Source organism: Nocardia vinacea NBRC 16497, assembly GCF_000308835.1.
In the GTDB taxonomy this organism is placed as follows: Bacteria; Actinomycetota; Actinomycetes; order Mycobacteriales; family Mycobacteriaceae; genus Nocardia; species Nocardia vinacea.
Genome location: NZ_BAGN01000419.1, coordinates 1 through 18,944 on the forward strand (window position 1 = coordinate 1; position 18,944 = coordinate 18,944).

Consider the following 18,944-nt stretch of genomic DNA (forward strand, 5'->3'; position numbering starts at 1 on the left):
ATGGTCACCGCCGCACCGACACCACTCAGCTGACCTTCGTCTGGAGGGGTGATCATCAGGCCACTTGGTGTCAGGGTTGCGGCGCGGGCGCCGTCACCGATCACGGCGAGATGGAATTCCCGCGACCGCCCCGTCGGCGTTGCCGCGGTCGGCTCAGCCGTGGTTCATCGTCAGGATGTCGGTCAGCGGGCGGCGGGGCGTCGGCGGGGTCTCCGGCTCGTCGTCGGGTGCGGTACCGACGCGGATCACGACCTGGGGGATTCCGGGGTGGGGCAGCATGCCCGCGATAGCCTTTCGGCCCGCGGGTATCTCGGTGATGTGTGTCAGCGCACAGGTCGCCGATCCGGCCGTGGTGCATTCCAGTAGCACGGCGGAGAGCGCCTCACCGGTACGCAGCCAGGTTGTCACGGATTCGCGGGGCGAGCTGATCACCAGCAGTCGGGCCTGGTCCTCGAGGCTGTCGCGGCGCGCGGAATGCGGTGCGGAGGGGAAGCTGCGCCCGACGCCGACGCGGGCGAATTCGGCGTCGGAGATCAGGGCCTCACGCGGGATGCCCTCCGGGTCGCCGGAATGGCCAGCCCACCAATGCAATTCGGTCTGATACTCGGTGTCGTAGCGGCGGACGGCCGTGGCATGTTCGGAGGCCACCGCGAGCTTCGTATAGGCGCTCTCGTCCAGGACGTCGAGGTCGAGGTCGTGGGGCGTCACCAGCATCCGCACAGTGTGCACGAGCTGCGCCAAGTTCGCGGGTGCGTACATTGGCAGCCGGTCGGTGCGTCGGTCATCGATAGCGCGGGCGCGAGCCAGCACACCGATCGGGGGATCCGGCCACGGTCGGAACTCGATCACCGCCAGATAATCAGAGCGTTGTGCATCGGGCATCCGCGTAGTGTCGGTGTGCCACCCTGTGGCGGCGAACGCGGTGCGCACGTGGTGCAGCATCGCACCACAGCTGATCAGCACTTGTCTGCCGAGCGGGTCGGTCGAGGTCAGCCATCGGTCGTTGTCGCGATAGAGGTGCAGGCGGACGCCGTCGAATACCCAGCGCCATGGCTGGGTGTTGTGCACCGACGGTGCCCGGCCGGCCGAACGCATGGCCGCCAGCACCGTCGGATGGTCCGGCCCGGGATGAACTGGGGTAGTGGCGTTGTCGGTCATGGCTTCGAGTGTTGTCCGACCGCGTGCCGGTCGATATGGGCCTTACGCCCGTTCCCGAAGGTCCATGGTCATCGGCCGTAGGGATAGACACTTCCGGGGCTGGGCCTGGTCCCCTTTTGGCGGGGATGGCGACAGTGGCCGCTGGATTCGGACCGATCGGCACGCTGAACAGGTCTTTCGACCCTTTCTCCGGATCACCGCGCACTGCGAGCGTTGCATCGAATTGCACATCTGATCAGGAGAGCACGATGCCCAGCGAAACCCATGCGCACACCGTCCCGGCCGACGCGCCGATCGTGGTCGCGGTCGACGGTTCGGCTATATCCCAGCAGGCGGTGGCATGGGCGGCGGTCGATGCCGCACTGCATCGGTGTCGCCTGGAGATCGTGACGTCGTTCGCGATCCCGTTCGGGTTCGGCCCATCGGCGACGGTCACCCAGGACAATCTCGACCAGCTGTGTGGCGATGCGGAGCGGGTGCTCGACGAAGCCACGCGGGTGGCGCGGGCGGCCGCGCCCGATGTGGCGCTGGCCATCTCCACCGAACCGATCGATGAGCCGATAATCCCGGCGCTGCTGACCCGATCGAAGCAGGCCAGGATGCTGGTTGTCGGCGGCCGCGGGCTCGGCGCCGTGCGCCGCGTGCTGCTCGGCTCGGTCAGCGCCGCGGTTGCCCGGCACGCCCACTGCCCGGTCACGGTGGTGCACACCGTCTCGGCCACCGACGCGATCTCGGCGTGCAAGCCGGTGCTGGTCGGTGTCGACGGCACACCGAATAGCGAACCCGCCATCGAATTGGCCTTCGACGAGGCATCTCGGCGCAAGGTGAGTCTCATCGCGCTGCATGCCTGGAGCGACACGAGTGGACTTGCGCTGCCCGAGATCAGCTGGCCCGGCGTAGCGAACGCGGAGGACACACTCTTCGCCGAAAGCCTGGCAGACTGGACCGACCGTTATCCCGATGTCTCGGTACGCCGAGTCCTGGTGTGCGACAACGCTGTGCACTCGCTGCTGGAGGAGTCGAACAACGCCCAACTCGTCGTGGTCGGCAGCCACGGTCGCGGCGGCTTCGCGGGCATGCTGCTCGGTTCGACCAGCACCGCCCTGCTGCACTCGGTGCAGTGCCCGATCAGCATCGTACGAGGCGAATAGCGGCGCCGGGACCGCGTGGCATCGAGCTGTGATCGGTCACCGAGACGAGCTCGCGAGCGCGCATCTCGCTATGCATCCGCACGCCCAAGGTCCGGGTAGCCGATATCCGTCGTTTCGGCACTCAGCTCCGGCAGACGAGTACCGGGCAGGCGGTGTGGTGCAGCAGGTCCCGGCTCGTCGAACCGAACAACAGCGCTGTCGCGGTTGGGTGGCCGTGACTGCCGACGACGAGCAGTTGGACCTCGTCCGCAAGCTGGTCCAGCACCGAGCGGGCTAGACCGGGGACCGGGAGTTCGATGACCTCGACATCCGGATAGTCCGTGCGCCAGCCCGCCAGGGACTCCGCGAGCAGCGTACGTTCCTGCTCGCCGCGATCGAGTCGGTGACCCACTTCGGTGATGCGCGACGGCCAGCAGTGCACGGCGGTCAGCGGCACACCGAGCGTCGCGGCGATCTCGAAGCCGTGGGCTATGGCCGGGATGCTGAGTTCGGTTCCGTCGATACCGACCGCCACCGGTTTGTCGCGGGAAATGGGCCTGCCGTTCGCACCGCGCCACACCCCGACCGGGCAGTGCGCATGCTGGGCGACCCGCATCGTGACATGCCCGAGCAGTCGCGCGCCGTAGGCGGTCTGCGCGCCCACCACGACGATGCGGGCGTGCGCACTCAATTCCACCAGGGCGCGCGCGGGTGGGCCGGGAGGTAGCACCGTCCCCACGGTCAGCTCCGGGGCGCAGGTGCGAACGAGTTCGACTGTCCGAGCGACGGTTTCGCGTGCGGAGTCGTACCACTGCGGCTGATGGGCACGGTCGGCCAACTGCTGTGCGGCTGTTTGCGCGTGCGGCGGTGCGGTGGCGATCAGCAATGGCGTGTGCAGTGCGCCGGCCAGATAGGCCGCCCAGCGCGCGGCGTTCAATGCTGTCGGTGAATCGTCCACGCCGACAACGATCGTGTTGTGGTCGGCCCTGGTACTCATCCTCACTCCTCAGCAGAGAGCCGTGCGGCACTTCGCACGGCTCCAGCTTCGTCGCCGCAGCTCCACGACGGTAGGGACCTTGGTGCTCGATGGTGAGGCACTCGGTCGACGAGCAAATCGGGAGTTCCGTTCATGGACCCACGCGATACGGGGACCGGCGGCCTGTGGTGAAGCGGGCGGCGCGTCGGTCCAGCCGATGGCTGGTGATGCGGGGGCGTTGCGGGGCAAGGGGTTTCGAGTGCGGAAGAAGTAGTGCTTGCCGAGTTCGGCCGGCAACAGGTAGGCCAGGACCATAAGGGTCAGGAAGAAAGCGCCGGGCAGCGGGGCCCGGGTCACGGGCGATTGGTGTGGCGGGAGCAGGGCTCCGGTGGTCACCGCGGCCAATGCGCCCGGCAACCGGTCCGCTCGACCGCGCGGAGGGATCAGGCCGGGTGCGCCTGGTGCGAACCCGCGTCGGTGGCCGCCGGAAGGCGTTGTGCGCATACCGCCTCGACGAATTCGCCGACGGTGGCTTCGGGGAGGCGCCGGGACAGGTCGGCCTCGGTGATGATGCCGACCAGCTTGCCGTCCGCGGTCACCGGGAGCCGCCGGATCTGGTGGTGCTCCATGAGAGCCAGCGCGTCCTCGACCTCGATGCTGCTGTCGATGGTGATCAGATCGTCACCCTGGGCCATTTCGCCCGCGGTGGTCTTCTGCGGATTCGCACCGGTGGCAATGCATTTGACGACGATGTCGCGGTCGGTGACGATCCCGACCGGATGTCCCTCGCCATCGCAGATCGGCAATGCGCCGATATCGAGCTGACGCATCCGCTGCGCCGCGGTCTCCATGGTGTCGCGGACCGTAATGCTCGCGACATCGGGCTGCATGATGGCTTGTGCGGTGGTCATGGCCGCCTCCTCGCGAAATGGGTGGTCGGGTGCTCGTCATGTCCATCATCGACGGTGTCGAAACAGCGAGCGAGGGCCGAAAGTCACCCTGACGGGGGACTCAACGGCGGTGGCTATCGCGTTCGGCGCTGTCGCTGTGATCCCGCCGAAGTCCTCGATTCATGGGCCCTTCGGCCCTGTTCGGCACTGCCGCAGAACGGTGAGATTGGCAGCGTTGCGCCGCTGTGTCTGTTGAAAAGGGGTTGGCGAGTGAGTACATCCGAGCTGTGGTCGACCAGTACGACCGCGCCGTCGGTGTGCACCACCCACGGTGCGATGGATCCGGTCCAGATCACCCGCGCGCTGCCGGCGATCGAGCGAGTGCTGCGTTGCCATCATGTCGGTGCACCGGCCCGGGTACGTCTCACCGGACCGCCCTGTGTGGATGGGCCGATGCCGGTACAGGCGACTGTGGCGTTCCGCGATGCCGCTGTACGGGTTCGGGTCCGGATCGTGATACCAAGGGCGGAGGCCGCTCGCTCGTGATCGCCGCCGAAGACTTTCCCGGACGCACGGTCGTCGAACTCGATCGCGCGACGGCACTGGACCTGCTCGCGACCGTCTCGATCGGTCGAGTGGTGTTCAGCCGCAACGCATTACCGGCGATCCGCCCGGTCAATCACATCGTCGAGGCGGATGGCAGCGTCATCGTACGCACTCGCCTCGCCTCCCGGCTCACTTCCGCCGTGCGCGGCAAACCAGGTGTGGTGGTCGCCTATGAGGCCGACGAGATCGACCCGTACCTGTGCAACGGATGGTCGGTCGTGGTTACCGGTTTCGCCCGCACCGTCACCGATCCCGCCCGCATCGCCCGCTACGAGCGCCTGCTACATCCCTGGGTCGACCAACTCATGGACACCGTAATCGAGATCGAGCCTTCCATAGTCTCCGGCGTCCGCCTCATCGACAAGGCCGCGTAAGCGGCGCGGATGTCCGTGGATCGTCGAATCGCGGGTCGGCCGGGGATATGTCCTGCCACGCCGCCGCCGCGAGCGGATGGCGGGCCGAGTACCGCCGCGCGTGAATCCACCGACCGCGGATCGGGGGAGCTGTGCTCTCCAGGCAGCCGAGATCGGGCTGGGCTGGTGGGAGCGGACTGCATCCCGGGACCAACGTCCCGGCGATAGAGGGCACCCCGGCTCTGTCGACGACGGTGTCGATCCGGGAACAGTGGGAATTGGAACCGGCCGCCGATGGCCGGGCGGGAAATGAGACGCGATGAACAGCCGACCGCTGGCTCCCGATAACACTGCCGCGCTCGGCCTCGACGCGGGCGAGCTGGTCGAAGTGCACAGCAGGCACGGCGCGATGGTGCTCGCGGTCCGGCCGAGGAGCTGCGCCGCGTCGAAGCTGACGCACCGGCGCATCGAGGTCGCCGCCGATACCAGGGAGGCCTTCGTGGTCGCCGAGGCGCAGAGCGGCCACAGCTTCCACATCGTGCCCGCGGGCGCTGCGCTCACGGCGGCCGAGAGCGAGCACTGTATGACCGCGATATGCGATGCGGCGCAGCAGTTTGCGTATCTGGTTATCTCGGGCAGCGTGCCGCCCGGAATGCGGGCGGATTTCTGTGCCGAGGTGGTGCGCCGGATGCGGCCCTACGACACCCGCATCATGCTGGATATCGCGGGCGCGCAACTGCGGGAGGTGCTGCACGAACGAGCGTTCCTGATCCGGCTGGACCGGCGGGAGGCCAGCGCACTGGTCGGCAGGCCGATCGACAGCTTCGCCGCGGCTCGTGCCGCCAACGACCATCTGCTCGGTCTCGGCGCGGCCGACCACGCCATCACCACGGTCGGCGCGCTGGGCGCGGTCTACTCCGATCACCTAGCGCACCATCAGCTTTCGGCCCCGCCACCACCCCTGCCGCCGCGCAGCGACGCCTGTGCGGGTGACAGTCTGATCGGCGCGCTCACCTATCGGCTGACCGAGGGGGACCCGTGTCTGCGCGCTTGTGAGTACGGTGTGGCCGCCGCGGCCGCCACAGTGCTGCTGCCGGGCACCGAGATCTTCCAGCGTTCGACAGTCGACGCGCTCGTCGGCGAGGTCCGCACCCAGACGGTGGTGCGCGAAATCGGCGCGTCATCGGACTTGCGCCCCGGCGGCGACGACAAGCGGCCCGATCCGATGGGGACCGGGGTCCCTAGTCCGGTGGGGTCGGCGAATATGTACGCGCGACAACAGCACCCACAACCATGTGGAAGACCGCGCAATGATCGTGGTCGGCTTCCGCGGCCTGCCGTTCGGCTCCTCCGGGAGATCCCTTGTCCAGCACGCACTGTGCCCGGTCATGGTCGTGGCATCCCGAGTAGGTGGTGACAATGTCGCACTCCGATGATCCCTTCGTCCATGTGGTGGACACAGCGCACGTGTGGTTGCGCCGTATCACCGACGACCTGGCGACCGAGGACCGCGCCTTCGCCTATCGAGTGACGCGCGCTTGGCTGCACGCCGTGCGCGACCGCCTCGAGGTGGCCGCTGCCGCGCATCTGAGTGCGCAGCTGCCCGAATTGCTGCGCGGGGCCTTCTTCGAGGGCTGGGTACCGACCAAAGTGCCGGTCTCGCACCGCGTCTCGGAGTTCTTGGCGCAATTCGCCACGGAAGCGGGCGTCACCGAGGACGAGGCTGCCGGTCTGGCGTGGCTGGTGACCGATGCGCTGCGCGACCTTTGCGCACCGGGTCAGCTGGATCGGGTCGCCGCGGTATTCCCGGCCGATCTGCGCAACGTGCTCTTCGGCGTCGACTCCGGCCCCTTCGATGAGGATATGGCCGACAAGGTGTGAGCCACGCCAGCGACGTCGTGATCAGCCGAGTATCGGAAACCGGTGTTCGGCTGCCAATTTCGTCAATGTCCGCTGCATGGTGTCGGTGACGTGCCGATAGGCCACGTCACGGTCGAGTTCGGGCCCCAGATCGTGCCATCCAATACCAGCAACAACTCGACCAGGTGTCGACGGATACTCCGCCATGGTGATCACCTCTGTCGATGGGGGTCGTAGTTCGCCGAGAAATGTGTGGCCGCAAGCTGTTCCCGCTCATGTAGCTGCGTGCTGCACAGCACATAGGAATCGGATCCGGGGAAGACGAGTGCGCGATGTCCGGTATCGGTCCAGTGCACGAGGTAGGGCGGTGCACCATCGGATGAATGCACCTCTTCGATGAGACCGCGTCGAGTCGGGCCGCCATTGGCGCCGCCCTCGATGATCAGCCAGTCTCCGGATTGTGCGTGCATGAGGCGGAACCTCCGAGGTAGCTGGTGAATTCAGTGCTGCGTGCGCTGCGCACGCAGGATACGGACGAGGAAATAGCCGGTGATCGCAGCCATGACTGCGGCCATCAGCGCCACGGCAGCGGCGAGCGGCGCGGCGTCCCGCACCAGTGCGCCGGTCATGGCAGGCGCCGCGAAACCGAGCAATTCCCCCAGCGTCACGCTGGTGAACCAGCGCCGCCACAAACCCGGCGGCACGGTCGGAGCATCCACGTCGGGGCGTGGCTCGTTCGCACCTGCCAGCTCGATCACCACGATCGGATCCGTCGATGGCATCTGCACGCGTGGAAATTCCGCCTGGTAGACCGCTGCCGCTTCTTCGTGTTCCAGCGAATCCGGTTGTGCCACATGGCCCGTACCGCGATACCACCGGCCGTCGAGCCACACCGAAAGTGGCTGAGGCGTGCGGAAGTTGCGCCACCATGTCTTCGTGTCGGCGCGACCGACCCGGACTACGACCTATCGCCCATGCGGGCGTATGACACTGGTAGGGCGATGTGACGCCCTGAAAGCCGCGCTTGATAGCGCAGCTCGCACAGGTTGCGCCGCAGTCCGCGGGCGAGCGGGGAGCGCAGTGCCGACAACATCACGGATGCGCCGAACCCCGGTGCCTGATACCGGCTCGTGCTGGTCGTCATGCGTCAATCGTGCTGCCGTCACATGGTGCGACGGCAGGACCGAATGGCACCGGTCAGGTAGTCTTTTGCCCCCGAGAATTACCCTGGTGGTCCCGAGACCGGGACATACGGTGCGAACTTCGGGCGAGGACCCGCAGGGCTTCGGTCGCGGTGTAGCGGTCGACGATGTCATCAGAGCGGCCGAATGCCGCGACCGCGCCGCAGACCGGACGCGATGTGCTCATACGCAGGCGATATCGCGGCGATCGAATATCGGCAACGCGAGCAGAACACAGCCGATGCCGACGAGCGCGAGCCACAGATAGGGCAGCGGCAGGCCCGCACCGAGCGGCCCACCCTCGACCGCCTGGTGGAACGGCGACCACGGCCCCCATGGGCGGACTGCCGTGACCAGCTTGCTCGCCACGTAAAGCACATAGGCGGCGACCGCGAGAACTGTTGCGGCGCCGAGTGCCAGCACCCGTCGACCGGTCGCGGCGCCGACCGCCGTGGCGAATAAGCCGAACTCGCTGCCGAGCAGCACCATCGACAGCGCCCCTGTCGCGGCGGCGCCGATCGAGATCCCGAGCCCGAAAACGGCCGAACCCACCACGATCGAACCGAAGAGCGCGATGCCGAGCACTCCCACCGAGGTGATTACCGCAGCCGCCTGCTCGAGCGCCAGCCGGATCGGCGAAACACCGTTCACCAGAAGAACTTCCAGCGTCCCGGCAGCCTCTTCACCGGCGACGCCGCGGGCACCGCGACCGATGGCGAACACCAGGAACAATATCGGCAGCAGCATGCTGAACAGTTCGGCATTCAGAAAGCCGGTGCCGGTGACGAATTGGTCGAGGTTGAACAATTTGCGCAACGGTTCCGGATAGTTTTCCAGAAACTCCTGCATTCCGGACATATTCGAAAACGACGGCCAGATGGCCGATTCCAGCAGTACCAGCGCCGCGATACCTATGCTCCAGCCGAGCAGCCCGCGTCGCTGATCGCGCAGACACTTCGTGAACACTGTGCGCAGCATGGTGTTTCAATCCTGTCCGTAGTAGGCGAGGAAGACCTCTTCGAGATCCGGTTCGCGACTGATGATGTCGGTGACGTCATACGGTGCGACCGCCCGCAGCAGTTGCGCGGTCGAACCTTCGAGCTCGACATGCACCGCCTTGGTGTTGGCGTGCACGGCCCGTACCCCGTCGATACGGCGCAGCACGTCCAGATCCGGTGGCATGCGGGCGAACACGAGGTCGAGCCGCCGCAGCGGCCGAGCGGTGAGCTCGGCGATCGAGCGCACCTCGACCAGTCGGCCCTGGCGCAGGATGCCGACGGTATCGGCCACTTCCTGGACCTCCGAGAGCACATGTGAGGACAGGAAGACCGTGCGACCTTCGGCCCTGACCTCGCGCAGCATCGTATGGAATTCACGCTGTACCAGCGGATCCAGGCCCGCGGTCGGTTCGTCGAGGATGAGCAGTTCGGGTTCGGCCATGAATGCCTGCACGATCCCGACCTTCTGCCGATTGCCGTGTGACATCGCGCCGATGCGTTCCGAAAGGTCCAGACCGAGGCGTTCGGCCAGCCGATCGCGCACCTTTTCCTGGACGCCGCCGCGCAGATGCGCGAGATAGCCCAGGTACTGCTCAGCGGTCAGATCGGGATAGGCGACGAATTCGCCTGGGAGATAGCCGATGTGGCGTTGGGCGGCGGCCCGATTGCGGACCGTGTCCGCGCCGATGATCGCCGCGGACCCACGCGTCGGCCGCAGCAGCCCGGCCAGTAGTCGAATAGTGGTCGTCTTGCCGGCGCCATTGGGCCCGAGGTAGCCGAAGATAACCCCGGCCGGGACCTCGAGAGTCAGGTCCACCAGCGCTGACTTGCTGCCGAAGCACTTGGTCAACCCCACGGTTCGAATGGTCGGTGCCATGGTCACCTCCACTGATGCCATCACCTACAGCGGACGCACAACTTCGTCCATCGGACGGCGCGGGGTTTGCGGCACCTGCTCCGCACTCGTCGCCGCCCAGCCGATTCGAACGATCAACTGCGGAAAACCGCTGTCGGACAAAACATCAGCGCGCACCAGAGCGCGGGTGTCAGGCAGTTCCAGCGGTTCGGTGAGCGGACAGGTGGCCAACCCGAAGGTGGTGGCGGCCAGCAGCACCGCGCTCGTGGCTTCGCCTGCGCGCAACCGTGACATCGGATCATCGGAGGCGGTGTGCACCAGCACCAGGGCGCCGCTGTCCTCGAGGTCGTGGAGCACCGCCTCGGTCAGGGTGGGGTTGTGGAACTCGCGGGTCAGGGGATCGGCGGCGATTACGGTGTTGCGGGCCGGCACCCCTTCAGGCGCGATATGCCGCCCGCTCCAGAGCGCGAGTTCGGTCTGGTACGCGGGGTCGTCGTGATGTCGGCGGGTGGCTTCCTGGAAGGCTCGCACCAGTCGGGTCCGGGTGCCGCCCGGGATCTCTCGGACCAGCGCACCCTCCGCGTGCCCGGCCTCGATGATCCGCTCGATATGCCCGGGCGGGACTTCCCACGAGGTGAGGTGTCGTCGATCTGTGCGGCGCAGGCTGATGGCCCTGGCCGCGGCGACGACATCAGCGGTGGGTGTGGTCGCGGTGAACTCGATGGAGGCGAGGTGCTGCGGCTCGGCCGGATTCGGCAACCGGTGCACGACGGTGTGCCAGCCGACAGACCGCGCCGCCACCCGGAAGTGATGCAGTGCTGCCCCACAGCTGAGCAGCAGATCGCGCTGATCCGGATCGGCCACCGGCAGCTGGCGACTGGCGTCGGCGTACAGATGCACCGTGCGGTCGCCGACACGCCACTGCCATGGCTGAGTGTTGTGTACCGACGGTGCCCGCACGGCCAGCGCCAACGCGGCCCGCACGGTGTCGGAATCGGGATGCTTACTGCTCATGGCCCTACGCTCCCACCCGGTGTCCCCGCCGCCGAAGAGCCGAAAGACCACAAGCCGATGGCCTGGTGTCCTCTCGGTCGGCTCTGACGAGCCCTGAGTCGCCAGTCCTTCGAGGACGCGCTGGCTATGGCCGAAAATGTCACACCCGCGCGATCCTTTGCCTATCGCATGACGAAGGTCGATTCGGTAGGCGTCGGAAGACCCTGTCGGGCCGAGCGGATTCTGCGGACCGTTATTGTTATGACCACTGACGGCTCCGACCGCGCTGTAAAGACGGTGCTCATCGTCTACGCCACCGTCCATGGCTGCACCGCCGAGATCGCCGATTTCATCGCGACACGAATGCGGGACAAGGGCTTGTACGTGCGCGTCGTGTCGGTGGACGAGGATCCCGACCCGACCCGATTCGCCGCGGTGGTACTCGGCAGCGCGATTCACAATCGCGCATTCCTCCCCGGATTCCCCGACTACATCGATCGGCACTGTCTGGCACTGCGAGTGCGCCCGGCGTGGCTGTTCAGCGTGGGCTTGGGCCCGGCGATGCGCGGTCCCCTCGGTTTCGTCCTGCGGCACTACACTCCGGGTGCGATCCTTCGAGTGCGGAAGCAACTGTGCCCGTGGGAATTCGGGCAGTTCGCGGGCGAAGTCCCACACCCCCATAACCTCGCAACCCGGGTGATCATGTGGCTGCTCGGCTGCGGGTTCGGGGATTTGCGCGACTGGCCCGCGATCGCCGCATGGACCGATGCCGTCACCGCATCGATCGTGGCCGAGCACCGACACATCGAATTGCAGGCCGTGCGCGTGACCGATCGGTCGTGACCTCTTCGGGACCGCACCCAAAGACCTCGGCAAGGTCGCCGCGGCCATAGCCATGATGCGACTGATCATCGATTCCGACTTCCCGGTGATCGCACAACGGCACGGCAGCGTCGCCCGAGTCGGCGTCCAGCTTTGATCCCTCCGCGTGCGACAGAGCCGAAAGTTATTGGTATCAGCGGTACTTCGCGCGGTGGCGCGCCTTGCGGAGTTCGTCCACACCCCACACCAGCGGCGGGTATGCCAGTAGGACCGCGAGTTGCCCAGGCGGCGGTGCGGCGAGTGAGAACACTGCGGCCAGGGGCGCGATGTAGACCAGGGCCAGCGAGAAGGCGATTTCGAAAACCATGCCCCACAACAGCAGTGGATTGCTGAACAGCCCGATGTCGCGCAGGGTCGCGGTCTCGGTGCGCGCCGCCAACCCGGTGCCCAGCTGGCAGGCGACGATGCCGAGGAAGGTCATGGTGGTGGCCTGCAGGTAGACGTGGTGCAGTGGTGTGCCTGCGGAGGTATCCGCGCCCAGCCGCCAGCCGCCCGAATACAGGGTGAGGAAGAATCCGGCGAGCACGAGGACCGCGGACGCACCACCGAGCAGACCGTAGCCGCGTGCGAGCATCCCTGGGCGCACGACGTTTTCGCTGGGCGGGCGCGGGGGCTTGTCCATCAAGCCGGGTTCGGCGGACTCACGACCCAGCGCGACGGCCGGCAAGGTTTCCGTGCCCAGGTCGATCGCGAGAATCTGCAACACGGTCAGCGGCAGCGGAATCGCGCCGCCGGAGAGCGCGAACAGCAGAAACGGCGCGACTTCGGGCGTGAGGTGCACGAAGATATAGACGATGAATTTGCGGACGTTGTCGTAGACACGACGCCCGGCCCGCACCGCGGTGACGATGGTGGCGAAATTATCGTCGGTGAGCACCATGGTCGCGGCCTCCCGTGCGACATCGGTACCCGAACGCCCCATGGCCACACCGATATCCGCGCGGCGCAAGGCTGGAGCGTCGTTGACTCCGTCGCCGGTCATGGCCACGATGTGGTCGGCCACGCGCAGGGCCTCGGCGATGCGCAGCTTGTCTTCCGGCGAGGAACGCGCGAACAGCACATCCGGATGGTCGACCAGCACGCGCTCGAGCTCGGCATCGCGCATGTGCGACAGCTCGGGACCGGTGACCACCATCGTCTCGGCGCCACAGATTCCGACCCGCCGGGCAATGGCCAACGCGGTGCGCTGATGGTCCCCGGTGATCACAATGATGCGGATGCCCGCGCGACGGCATTGGGTGACCGCCTCGGGCACCTCGCGGCGCGGCGGATCGGTCAGGGCTACCAGTCCGAGCAGGGTCAGGTGCTGCTCGGCGGCGGCGCGTTCGGGAACCGGTCCGGGTGGGAGTTCCCGTCGCGCAACGGCCAGCACGCGCAGGGCGCGGTCGGCGTAGCCGTCCACCAGAGCCGTCACATGGTCGCGGTCGTTCCCGGTCAACGCTCGGGTTGAGCCGTCGGGCTCGGCGATCGACGTGCACCGCGCCAGAACCGCCTCCGGGGAGCCCTTGGTGTGCAACCAGATTCGGCTATCCGCCGGGACGGGCCCGCGATCCACCGTCGACATGAGTTTGAGCGTCGCGTCGAAATGGTATAGCGCCACCCGATGTTCGGCTCGATGCGTCGGTGACGAGTCCGCACCCAGAGTGTCGGCGAGCCGCAGCAGAGCGATTTCGGTGGGATCGCCGCGATCCGCCGAACCCGCTGGCGCGCCGGCCAGTTCGGCGTTGACGCAGGCCGCGAGAGTCTGGGCCAGGTCGGACAGCGCCGGCCGGGTGCCCGTGAGGGCATCGACCGCCGTCTCATCGTCGGGTGTCCACACCCGTTCGACGCGCATCCGGTTCTCGGTGAGCGTGCCGGTCTTGTCGGTGCAGATGACGGTCGTTGACCCGAGCGTCTCGACCGCGGACAGCCTCTTCACCAGAGCGCCGCTCCGCGCCAGCTCGCGCACCCCCACGGCGAGGGCAAGGGTGATAGTGGGCAGCAGTCCCTCTGGCACATTGGCCACCAGCAGCCCGATCGCGAATGTGGCCGCGGCGGCAGCGGACAGTCCGGCCGCCAGCATGCCGATCGGCAGGAAGACCGCGCCCGCGCCGATCGCGATCAGGGCGATGAGCCAGGTGAGCTTGCGCACCTGACGCTCCAACGGGCTGCGCTCGGTCCGAACTCGTTGCGACAGTGCTGCGATACGTCCCAATTCGGTGTGCATCCCGGTGGCGAACACCAGTGCGGTGGCTTCGCCGCCGACGACCGTGGTTCCGGTGAAGACGAGATCCGCCGCCTGCAGCAGCGGCGAATTATGTCCGGTCGGCCCGGCAGTCCGGAACACCGGACTGGATTCCCCGGTCAGCGTGGACAGGTCGATATCGACGGAGCCCGCCAGCAACCGGGCATCCGCGGGCACCCGATCACCCTCGGCCAGCAGCGCTACATCACCGGGCACGACCCGGGCGGCATCGACTTGCCGCCGCTGTCCGTCTCGCAGCACGGTAGCGTGCGGCGGCAGATAGGCGGCCAGCGCCTCCACCGCCCGCTCCGCCTGTCGCTCCTGGGCCACCGCGAACAAGGCGTTGAGCACGATCACCGCGATTACCGTAACCACCAGCACCACGGCTCCCGTGAGCCACGAGAGTCCCGCCGCCACCCATAACAACAGCGCCAGCGGGTGAATGAACTGCCCGATCAGTTCGCTCGGCCAGCTCCGGCCAGCCCGGCGCAGAAGCTCGTTGGTCCCGTACACCTCGAGCCGCCGCGCGGCGTCGCGTTCGTCGAGGCCATCACGCCGAGCACGCAGATCGCGCACCAACCGATCCACCGGTTCGCGCGGATCGACCTGCGCCACCAGCGACTCCGGCTGTGCCAAGTCGTTGGCCGACATGATCAGCCCGGCCCGGCCGACGCCTCATCACGCACGGCCCCGATCACGTCGCCTCCGCATAACTCGCGGTCGTTGACAAATTGCCCATGCTGCAACGCTGGAGCATGTGAGCTGCCCTGGAAAAGGGGCGAAAGTCCTCCCTGGTCTCACCAGAACGCTCTCGTACCGCGAATTCTCGCAGACCCATCGCATCCGTCCGAGTGCCTGGACCAAGACCAAAGCCACGCCCGAACGGGACCAAAGACCGCATCGTCGACCGGTAGACCAGCGGATCGTGGGACGTGTCAGAACAAGCCGGAGGGAATGAGTATGGCCAGCTGCGGCACGACGGTCCGCGACGAGTTGCGTGCTCCGACCCGCATGCTGCGGCGTCCGATACCGGATGTGTATGCCGGTTACAAGCAGTTGCACGACGCCGCGCTCGCGGCAGGAGCGTTGGACGCGAAGACCAAGGAGTTGATCGCCTTGGCGATCGCGGTCAGCACGCAATGCGATGGGTGCATCGCCGCGCATGCCCATGCCGCGGTCCGGCATGGTGCCACCCCGGCGGAGGCCGCTGAGGCGATCGGCGTCACCTTCCTGATGAACGGCGACCCAGCCACCGTCTACGGCGCTCGAGCGTACGCCGCGATCACCGAGTTCTACGCCGACCGCCGCGGCGATGGCGTTACGCAGGCTGATCACACCTGACGCGGATACCGAACGACCTTGCTGTTCTACCGCCGACATCTGCGCTGCGGTCACTCCGGTGCGAGTGACTACGGCGTGATCGATCACCCGAACACCACCCTCACCGAACACGATGTCCGGCTGGTGCGGTACCCCGAGCTCGCGCACCACGATCACATCCAGCGGCGCATTCAACGCATGTGCGACCTCGAATGCGACCGGTACACCGCCCGGTGTCAAGTACCACATTGTCCTGTCCGCGCAGGGAACTCAGGCGCAGCCCCAGTTGGCGCCACGCATCGAGCCGATCGCTGAACACCATCGCAAAACCTCCTGTTCGATCTATCCAGACTCCGGTTCGGGTCACGCCCCCGATAGGTCCGGGTGTCGCTGATGCGAGAGTCGTCGGGCCCCGACGTCGTCACCGCCGGTCGCTGCCGGTCTGCCAACCGATCTGCCGCCATTCCCGTTCCCAGCCGGCCCGACGGCGAGCGCCCAACGCCCACGCGATGAACGCGACCAGGGCCAGGACGGCGCCCCAGATTTCGACCAGAACCGCCAGACCGACCCCGATCCCGTTGCCGACGGCGACACCGGATCGCTGCGGCGGGCCGGTCGGAGTGCCGTCCGGGGCGAGCCACACCGTGACCTCATCGCCGCGGACCGCCGTAGCCGGGACCTCGATCGTCGCCGTGCCGGATCGGCCGTCCTGATTCCAATGCACCGGCGCTTCGGCGTGGCTCTCGGTCATCTCCGACCGCACCGACACCACCGCGGTCCGCTCCAAGTCCCCCGAAATCGTGCCCGTCACAGCGACTTTCGCCGAATTATCAGAGCTGATCCGCGCCGCCGCCGCGGTATAGCCCGCGGTCCCCGCCGCACCCGCGATCGGAATGGCGACCAGCACCGCCGCCGCGGCCAGCATCCGGACCAGCGCCTCGAATCGATCCGACGCCCGCATCAGCGGATTGGTATTCCACGGTCGCGTCCGCCAGATACGGACCGACAGCGACGGGTACTGCGACACCCGGATCACCTCTTCTCGACGGCGCCGCCACCCCGATGAATTATGTGGCTGACTGTCTGGTTCGAGCATCTCGCTCAGCGCGGTCGCGGAGCAGAGACAAAGGTCACCGCGTTGTCGAGTCCTGTGACCCCGCATCCGAGGTCACAGGCCCATCCACGTGCGACATCGTCGGCTGCCCGGCATAGCGAAGCACGCATCATCGCCACCGATCCGAGTCGTATCCGCGGATCGGTGGCGGGCCGTCAGAGTTGGATGCCGACTCGCGCGATACCGTTCTGGCGGTAGGCCGTCACCGGAAGATTTGCGGCGGCGGCCAACCGCATCAGCCTGGTATTCGCTGGAATCAATTCGGCGACAAATCGTTCGACGCCGCGTTCACGGGCGAGTCTCGCCAGGCGGTGCAGGAGTTCGGGGCTGTAGGCGCCCATCCGGTCGTCCTGATCGGGAGCGATGGTGATGGCGAGCTCGGCCGTTCTGGTCGTGCCGAGCACGGTGAAGTTGCCCAGGCCGACGATCTTGTCGTCGACGAAAGCGCCGAGCGCACAGTGCGCAGGATCGCGCACGGCGAGGGCGCGCGCGACATTGGGTAACTCGGTCGGACGCGGCACGAGAATTCGGAAGAGGCTGTCCTTATCGGGCATCCCGGCGTGCAGGTCCGCGACGATGGCTGCATCGGCAGGGCCGAGCGGGCGGACGGTGAAGGTTTGGGTCGAGGTGATCATGCCGTGGTCTCCGAGCCGAGTAGCTTTCTAGAGCATCTCTGAACAGGGGCGGATCCGAATGGGGCCGAAGGTCCCCAATCGAGGACCGAACAGCACTGTTCAACGCCGGACATCGGGTGGGGTCCGCGCTCGAACGATGGCGGCGCTACGCGGTTCGGGTGACCATGACGGGGCAATGGGGTTGCTGCACAAGAAAATTGGATGCGAGGCCGAGCAACAGGCCGGTGCAGCCGCCCGCCGGCGGCTGCCGACCATGATCAGTTGCGCCGTTATCGGTCATATCGTCGAGTGTCATCCGGCGGAACGACAGTCGATGTTGGCCTTACGCCCGTTCGCGAAAGTCCATGGTCACTTGCCCGCCGACCGAGGCCGGTGCGTCGGAGAGTGTGACGGCGGGTGCGGCCTTTGCCGAGGTGCGCTCGGCGCGCTGTTTGATGCCGAGCAGCATCTTGCGCTCCATGACCCAGCTGCCAGGCTCCATGATGAACCGGTTGAGTACGCGAGTGGGCAGCGCCGCCTTGGGCAGCGCGATGCGGTTGCGGCTGACCAGCCGAGTGCCTTCGGCGCTCGGATAGAGCCCGAACGCCCACACCCAGTGCCCGTCCGCCGAGGCGAACACCAGTGCCTGTTCGGGTTCGAGCACAGCCACCCGCATCCGTGGGCCGGTCTCACCGAGCACGAAAGTGTCACCGACGGCAAGGTTTTGGAACTTCGGCAGGATGGTATCGGCGCTGTGCATATTCAGTCCGAAAAGGTTCTCGATCCAGTCGTAGGTGTAGGCACCGCCCCGGCCGGGCCCCATCTGGACCAGCCACGGCCAGATCCGCTCTGGAGCCGCGTCGATCGTAATGGACCTGGTGGCAACGATATCCGGGTCGGTGAGTAGGTCATCACCCGGCATCGCACGGGTGATCTCGTCGGCGCTGGAGCCCCAGGTGAGGCAGCGATCACGCAGGATCACTTCATAGCCCACCGCCAGCCCGACCAGGTATGTACCGATTCCGATCGCGCAAGCTGTCACTGTCTTCATATCCGTACGGTCCTCCGAAACCGGCGGCGGGCACAGGGTCGTTCGGCAGCAGGGGCGACGACCTTGGTCCGCCACAACGGACCCGCTCGGCCGAGCGCGCCTTACCCCGATACAGGCTGCACCAGCTGCGGCATTCCCGGTTGACGCACGCCGCGGAGGAGAAAGCGTCGACGCTGGTGTTGATGAAGCTGCCGGGGCATACCTCGGTGCGCAGCCTCGCTGGGTATACGCGTACGACGAAGGGCTGCGACGCTATCAAGCCGACAGCGACCCCGGCGGCCAGACGCCGACCGAGTCGCTGATCCCGATGCTGCCGCCGGTTATCCCTTGGTTCGTGCGTCGCTGATCAGCTATTCCGGGGACCGGTCACCGAGGACCCATCCACTCGATCACAGATTGTCCCGGCTGAGCGGGCTCGAGTTCGCCCATCGGGCCGAGGACGATTGGCTCGGCATTGCTCGAGCCACCCGTACGGGCGTCCTCGGCGAATTCCTGCAAGCTCTTCGGCCTGGCGTCGTCGATGACGGGTTCTTCCAGGTTGACGTCATAGTCATCGTCGACCAACTGCTCGGGCAGGGTTGATTGATCGTCTGTCAACTGAGCCAGTTCCTTCTCGGTCCTGCTATCATCCGGCGAAGGCAGATTCGACTGTGTGAGAAGCGCACCGGTGGCAATGGCCGAGGCAGCCATCACGGCACCTCGGCACAGATTCTTCATTACTGCGACCAACCTATGAGT

22 protein-coding genes are annotated in these 18,944 nt (G+C 66.8%); 7 read left to right on the forward strand and 15 right to left on the reverse strand.

Translation table 11 applies throughout. The features are described from left to right. Positions 1 to 153 precede the first annotated feature (153 nt). A complete protein-coding gene (locus ON44_RS42105; protein WP_051183263.1) occupies positions 154 to 1,158 on the reverse strand; it encodes an Acg family FMN-binding oxidoreductase in 1,005 nt (334 codons plus the stop codon). A 248-nt stretch (positions 1,159 to 1,406) separates the two neighbouring features. On the opposite strand from ON44_RS42105, the gene ON44_RS42110 reads away from it, so the two are divergent. Further along, a complete protein-coding gene (locus ON44_RS42110) occupies positions 1,407 to 2,309 on the forward strand; it encodes a universal stress protein (RefSeq protein ID WP_040700611.1) in 903 nt (300 codons plus the stop codon). A gap of 121 nt (positions 2,310 to 2,430) precedes the next feature. Here the strand turns inward: ON44_RS42110 and ON44_RS42115 are convergent, their stop codons facing one another. After that, a complete protein-coding gene (locus tag ON44_RS42115) occupies positions 2,431 to 3,285 on the reverse strand; it encodes a universal stress protein (protein ID WP_040700613.1) in 855 nt (284 codons plus the stop codon). A gap of 422 nt (positions 3,286 to 3,707) precedes the next feature. Continuing rightward, entirely contained in the window at positions 3,708 to 4,175 is a 468-nt protein-coding gene (locus tag ON44_RS42120) for a CBS domain-containing protein (RefSeq protein ID WP_040700615.1), read from the reverse strand. A gap of 249 nt (positions 4,176 to 4,424) precedes the next feature. On the opposite strand from ON44_RS42120, the gene ON44_RS42125 reads away from it, so the two are divergent. From ON44_RS42125 to ON44_RS42140, 4 genes are all read left to right on the forward strand, one after another. Further along, complete coding sequence (locus ON44_RS42125) at positions 4,425 to 4,700, forward strand: hypothetical protein (RefSeq protein WP_051183265.1); 276 nt, start codon at positions 4,425 to 4,427, stop codon at positions 4,698 to 4,700. Next, positions 4,697 to 5,134, forward strand: a complete 438-nt coding sequence (locus ON44_RS42130) for a pyridoxamine 5'-phosphate oxidase family protein (protein WP_051183267.1) — start codon at positions 4,697 to 4,699, stop codon at positions 5,132 to 5,134. Before ON44_RS42125 ends, ON44_RS42130 begins: the two co-directional genes overlap by 4 nt. A 298-nt stretch (positions 5,135 to 5,432) precedes the next feature. After that, on the forward strand, positions 5,433 to 6,530 hold the full coding sequence (locus ON44_RS42135) for a PfkB family carbohydrate kinase (protein WP_051183269.1): 1,098 nt from the start codon (positions 5,433 to 5,435) through the stop codon (positions 6,528 to 6,530). Positions 6,531 to 6,532: 2 nt separating this feature from the next. Further along, positions 6,533 to 6,994 (forward strand): DUF2267 domain-containing protein, encoded by a 462-nt coding sequence (locus ON44_RS42140; protein ID WP_051183270.1) that lies wholly within the window; start codon positions 6,533 to 6,535, stop codon positions 6,992 to 6,994. A gap of 21 nt (positions 6,995 to 7,015) precedes the next feature. Here ON44_RS42140 and ON44_RS51120 read toward each other — a convergent pair whose 3' ends face one another. From ON44_RS51120 to ON44_RS42165, 7 genes are all read right to left on the reverse strand, one after another. Further along, the gene (locus tag ON44_RS51120) at positions 7,016 to 7,180 is read right to left on the reverse strand and encodes a hypothetical protein (protein WP_157187595.1); all 165 of its coding nucleotides are present in this window, start codon (positions 7,178 to 7,180) and stop codon (positions 7,016 to 7,018) included. Positions 7,181 to 7,185: 5 nt separating this feature from the next. Continuing rightward, positions 7,186 to 7,443 carry a DUF1918 domain-containing protein gene (locus ON44_RS42145; RefSeq protein ID WP_040700618.1) on the reverse strand — a complete coding sequence of 86 codons (258 nt, stop codon included), beginning with the start codon at positions 7,441 to 7,443 and terminating at the stop codon, positions 7,186 to 7,188. Positions 7,444 to 7,473: 30 nt separating this feature from the next. Further along, entirely contained in the window at positions 7,474 to 7,734 is a 261-nt protein-coding gene (locus ON44_RS42150) for a hypothetical protein (protein ID WP_157187596.1), read from the reverse strand. A gap of 197 nt (positions 7,735 to 7,931) precedes the next feature. Beyond that, a complete protein-coding gene (locus tag ON44_RS51125) occupies positions 7,932 to 8,117 on the reverse strand; it encodes a hypothetical protein (RefSeq protein ID WP_157187597.1) in 186 nt (61 codons plus the stop codon). Positions 8,118 to 8,337: 220 nt separating this feature from the next. Continuing rightward, complete coding sequence (locus ON44_RS42155; protein WP_040700624.1) at positions 8,338 to 9,132, reverse strand: efflux permease Rv1217c-related protein; 795 nt, start codon at positions 9,130 to 9,132, stop codon at positions 8,338 to 8,340. Between the two features lie 6 nt (positions 9,133 to 9,138). Then, a complete protein-coding gene (locus ON44_RS42160; protein ID WP_040700702.1) occupies positions 9,139 to 10,029 on the reverse strand; it encodes an ABC transporter ATP-binding protein in 891 nt (296 codons plus the stop codon). Between the two features lie 24 nt (positions 10,030 to 10,053). Beyond that, positions 10,054 to 11,022 (reverse strand): Acg family FMN-binding oxidoreductase, encoded by a 969-nt coding sequence (locus ON44_RS42165; protein ID WP_040700626.1) that lies wholly within the window; start codon positions 11,020 to 11,022, stop codon positions 10,054 to 10,056. 240 nt (positions 11,023 to 11,262) lie between these two features. Here ON44_RS42165 and ON44_RS42170 point away from each other — a divergent pair, with 240 nt between their 5' ends. Further along, the gene (locus tag ON44_RS42170) at positions 11,263 to 11,844 is read left to right on the forward strand and encodes a flavodoxin domain-containing protein (protein ID WP_063721722.1); all 582 of its coding nucleotides are present in this window, start codon (positions 11,263 to 11,265) and stop codon (positions 11,842 to 11,844) included. Positions 11,845 to 12,016: 172 nt separating this feature from the next. Here ON44_RS42170 and ON44_RS42175 read toward each other — a convergent pair whose 3' ends face one another. Beyond that, positions 12,017 to 14,758 (reverse strand): cation-translocating P-type ATPase, encoded by a 2,742-nt coding sequence (locus ON44_RS42175; protein ID WP_051183272.1) that lies wholly within the window; start codon positions 14,756 to 14,758, stop codon positions 12,017 to 12,019. Between the two features lie 309 nt (positions 14,759 to 15,067). Here ON44_RS42175 and ON44_RS42180 point away from each other — a divergent pair, with 309 nt between their 5' ends. Beyond that, entirely contained in the window at positions 15,068 to 15,448 is a 381-nt protein-coding gene (locus tag ON44_RS42180; RefSeq protein WP_040700629.1) for a carboxymuconolactone decarboxylase family protein, read from the forward strand. A 400-nt stretch (positions 15,449 to 15,848) separates the two neighbouring features. Here ON44_RS42180 and ON44_RS42190 read toward each other — a convergent pair whose 3' ends face one another. The 4 genes from ON44_RS42190 to ON44_RS42205 form a co-directional block, all read right to left on the reverse strand. After that, positions 15,849 to 16,454 (reverse strand): Rv1733c family protein, encoded by a 606-nt coding sequence (locus ON44_RS42190; RefSeq protein ID WP_157187598.1) that lies wholly within the window; start codon positions 16,452 to 16,454, stop codon positions 15,849 to 15,851. A 242-nt stretch (positions 16,455 to 16,696) separates the two neighbouring features. Next, positions 16,697 to 17,176, reverse strand: coding sequence for a GNAT family N-acetyltransferase (locus tag ON44_RS42195; protein ID WP_040700634.1), 480 nt, complete (start codon positions 17,174 to 17,176; stop codon positions 16,697 to 16,699). A gap of 322 nt (positions 17,177 to 17,498) precedes the next feature. Next, positions 17,499 to 18,206 carry a hypothetical protein gene (locus tag ON44_RS42200; RefSeq protein ID WP_040700637.1) on the reverse strand — a complete coding sequence of 236 codons (708 nt, stop codon included), beginning with the start codon at positions 18,204 to 18,206 and terminating at the stop codon, positions 17,499 to 17,501. 366 nt (positions 18,207 to 18,572) lie between these two features. After that, positions 18,573 to 18,896, reverse strand: a complete 324-nt coding sequence (locus ON44_RS42205) for a hypothetical protein (protein ID WP_157187599.1) — start codon at positions 18,894 to 18,896, stop codon at positions 18,573 to 18,575. Positions 18,897 to 18,944 lie beyond the last annotated feature (48 nt).

Coding starts and splice junctions, on each gene's coding strand:
- ON44_RS42140 (WP_051183270.1), top strand. CDS start 6,533: ATGTCGCACTCCGATGATCCCTTCGTCCATGTGGTGGACACAGCGCAC.
- ON44_RS42165 (WP_040700626.1), bottom strand. CDS start 11,022: ATGAGCAGTAAGCATCCCGATTCCGACACCGTGCGGGCCGCGTTGGCG.
- ON44_RS42205 (WP_157187599.1), bottom strand. CDS start 18,896: ATGGCTGCCTCGGCCATTGCCACCGGTGCGCTTCTCACACAGTCGAAT.
- ON44_RS42115 (WP_040700613.1), bottom strand. CDS start 3,285: ATGAGTACCAGGGCCGACCACAACACGATCGTTGTCGGCGTGGACGAT.
- ON44_RS42135 (WP_051183269.1), top strand. CDS start 5,433: ATGAACAGCCGACCGCTGGCTCCCGATAACACTGCCGCGCTCGGCCTC.
- ON44_RS42170 (WP_063721722.1), top strand. CDS start 11,263: ATGACCACTGACGGCTCCGACCGCGCTGTAAAGACGGTGCTCATCGTC.
- ON44_RS42160 (WP_040700702.1), bottom strand. CDS start 10,029: ATGGCACCGACCATTCGAACCGTGGGGTTGACCAAGTGCTTCGGCAGC.
- ON44_RS42145 (WP_040700618.1), bottom strand. CDS start 7,443: ATGCACGCACAATCCGGAGACTGGCTGATCATCGAGGGCGGCGCCAAT.
- ON44_RS42105 (WP_051183263.1), bottom strand. CDS start 1,158: ATGACCGACAACGCCACTACCCCAGTTCATCCCGGGCCGGACCATCCG.
- ON44_RS51125 (WP_157187597.1), bottom strand. CDS start 8,117: ATGACGACCAGCACGAGCCGGTATCAGGCACCGGGGTTCGGCGCATCC.
- ON44_RS42180 (WP_040700629.1), top strand. CDS start 15,068: ATGGCCAGCTGCGGCACGACGGTCCGCGACGAGTTGCGTGCTCCGACC.
- ON44_RS42110 (WP_040700611.1), top strand. CDS start 1,407: ATGCCCAGCGAAACCCATGCGCACACCGTCCCGGCCGACGCGCCGATC.
- ON44_RS42200 (WP_040700637.1), bottom strand. CDS start 18,206: ATGAAGACAGTGACAGCTTGCGCGATCGGAATCGGTACATACCTGGTC.
- ON44_RS42195 (WP_040700634.1), bottom strand. CDS start 17,176: ATGATCACCTCGACCCAAACCTTCACCGTCCGCCCGCTCGGCCCTGCC.
- ON44_RS42175 (WP_051183272.1), bottom strand. CDS start 14,758: ATGTCGGCCAACGACTTGGCACAGCCGGAGTCGCTGGTGGCGCAGGTC.
- ON44_RS42120 (WP_040700615.1), bottom strand. CDS start 4,175: ATGACCACCGCACAAGCCATCATGCAGCCCGATGTCGCGAGCATTACG.
- ON44_RS42155 (WP_040700624.1), bottom strand. CDS start 9,132: ATGCTGCGCACAGTGTTCACGAAGTGTCTGCGCGATCAGCGACGCGGG.
- ON44_RS51120 (WP_157187595.1), bottom strand. CDS start 7,180: ATGGCGGAGTATCCGTCGACACCTGGTCGAGTTGTTGCTGGTATTGGA.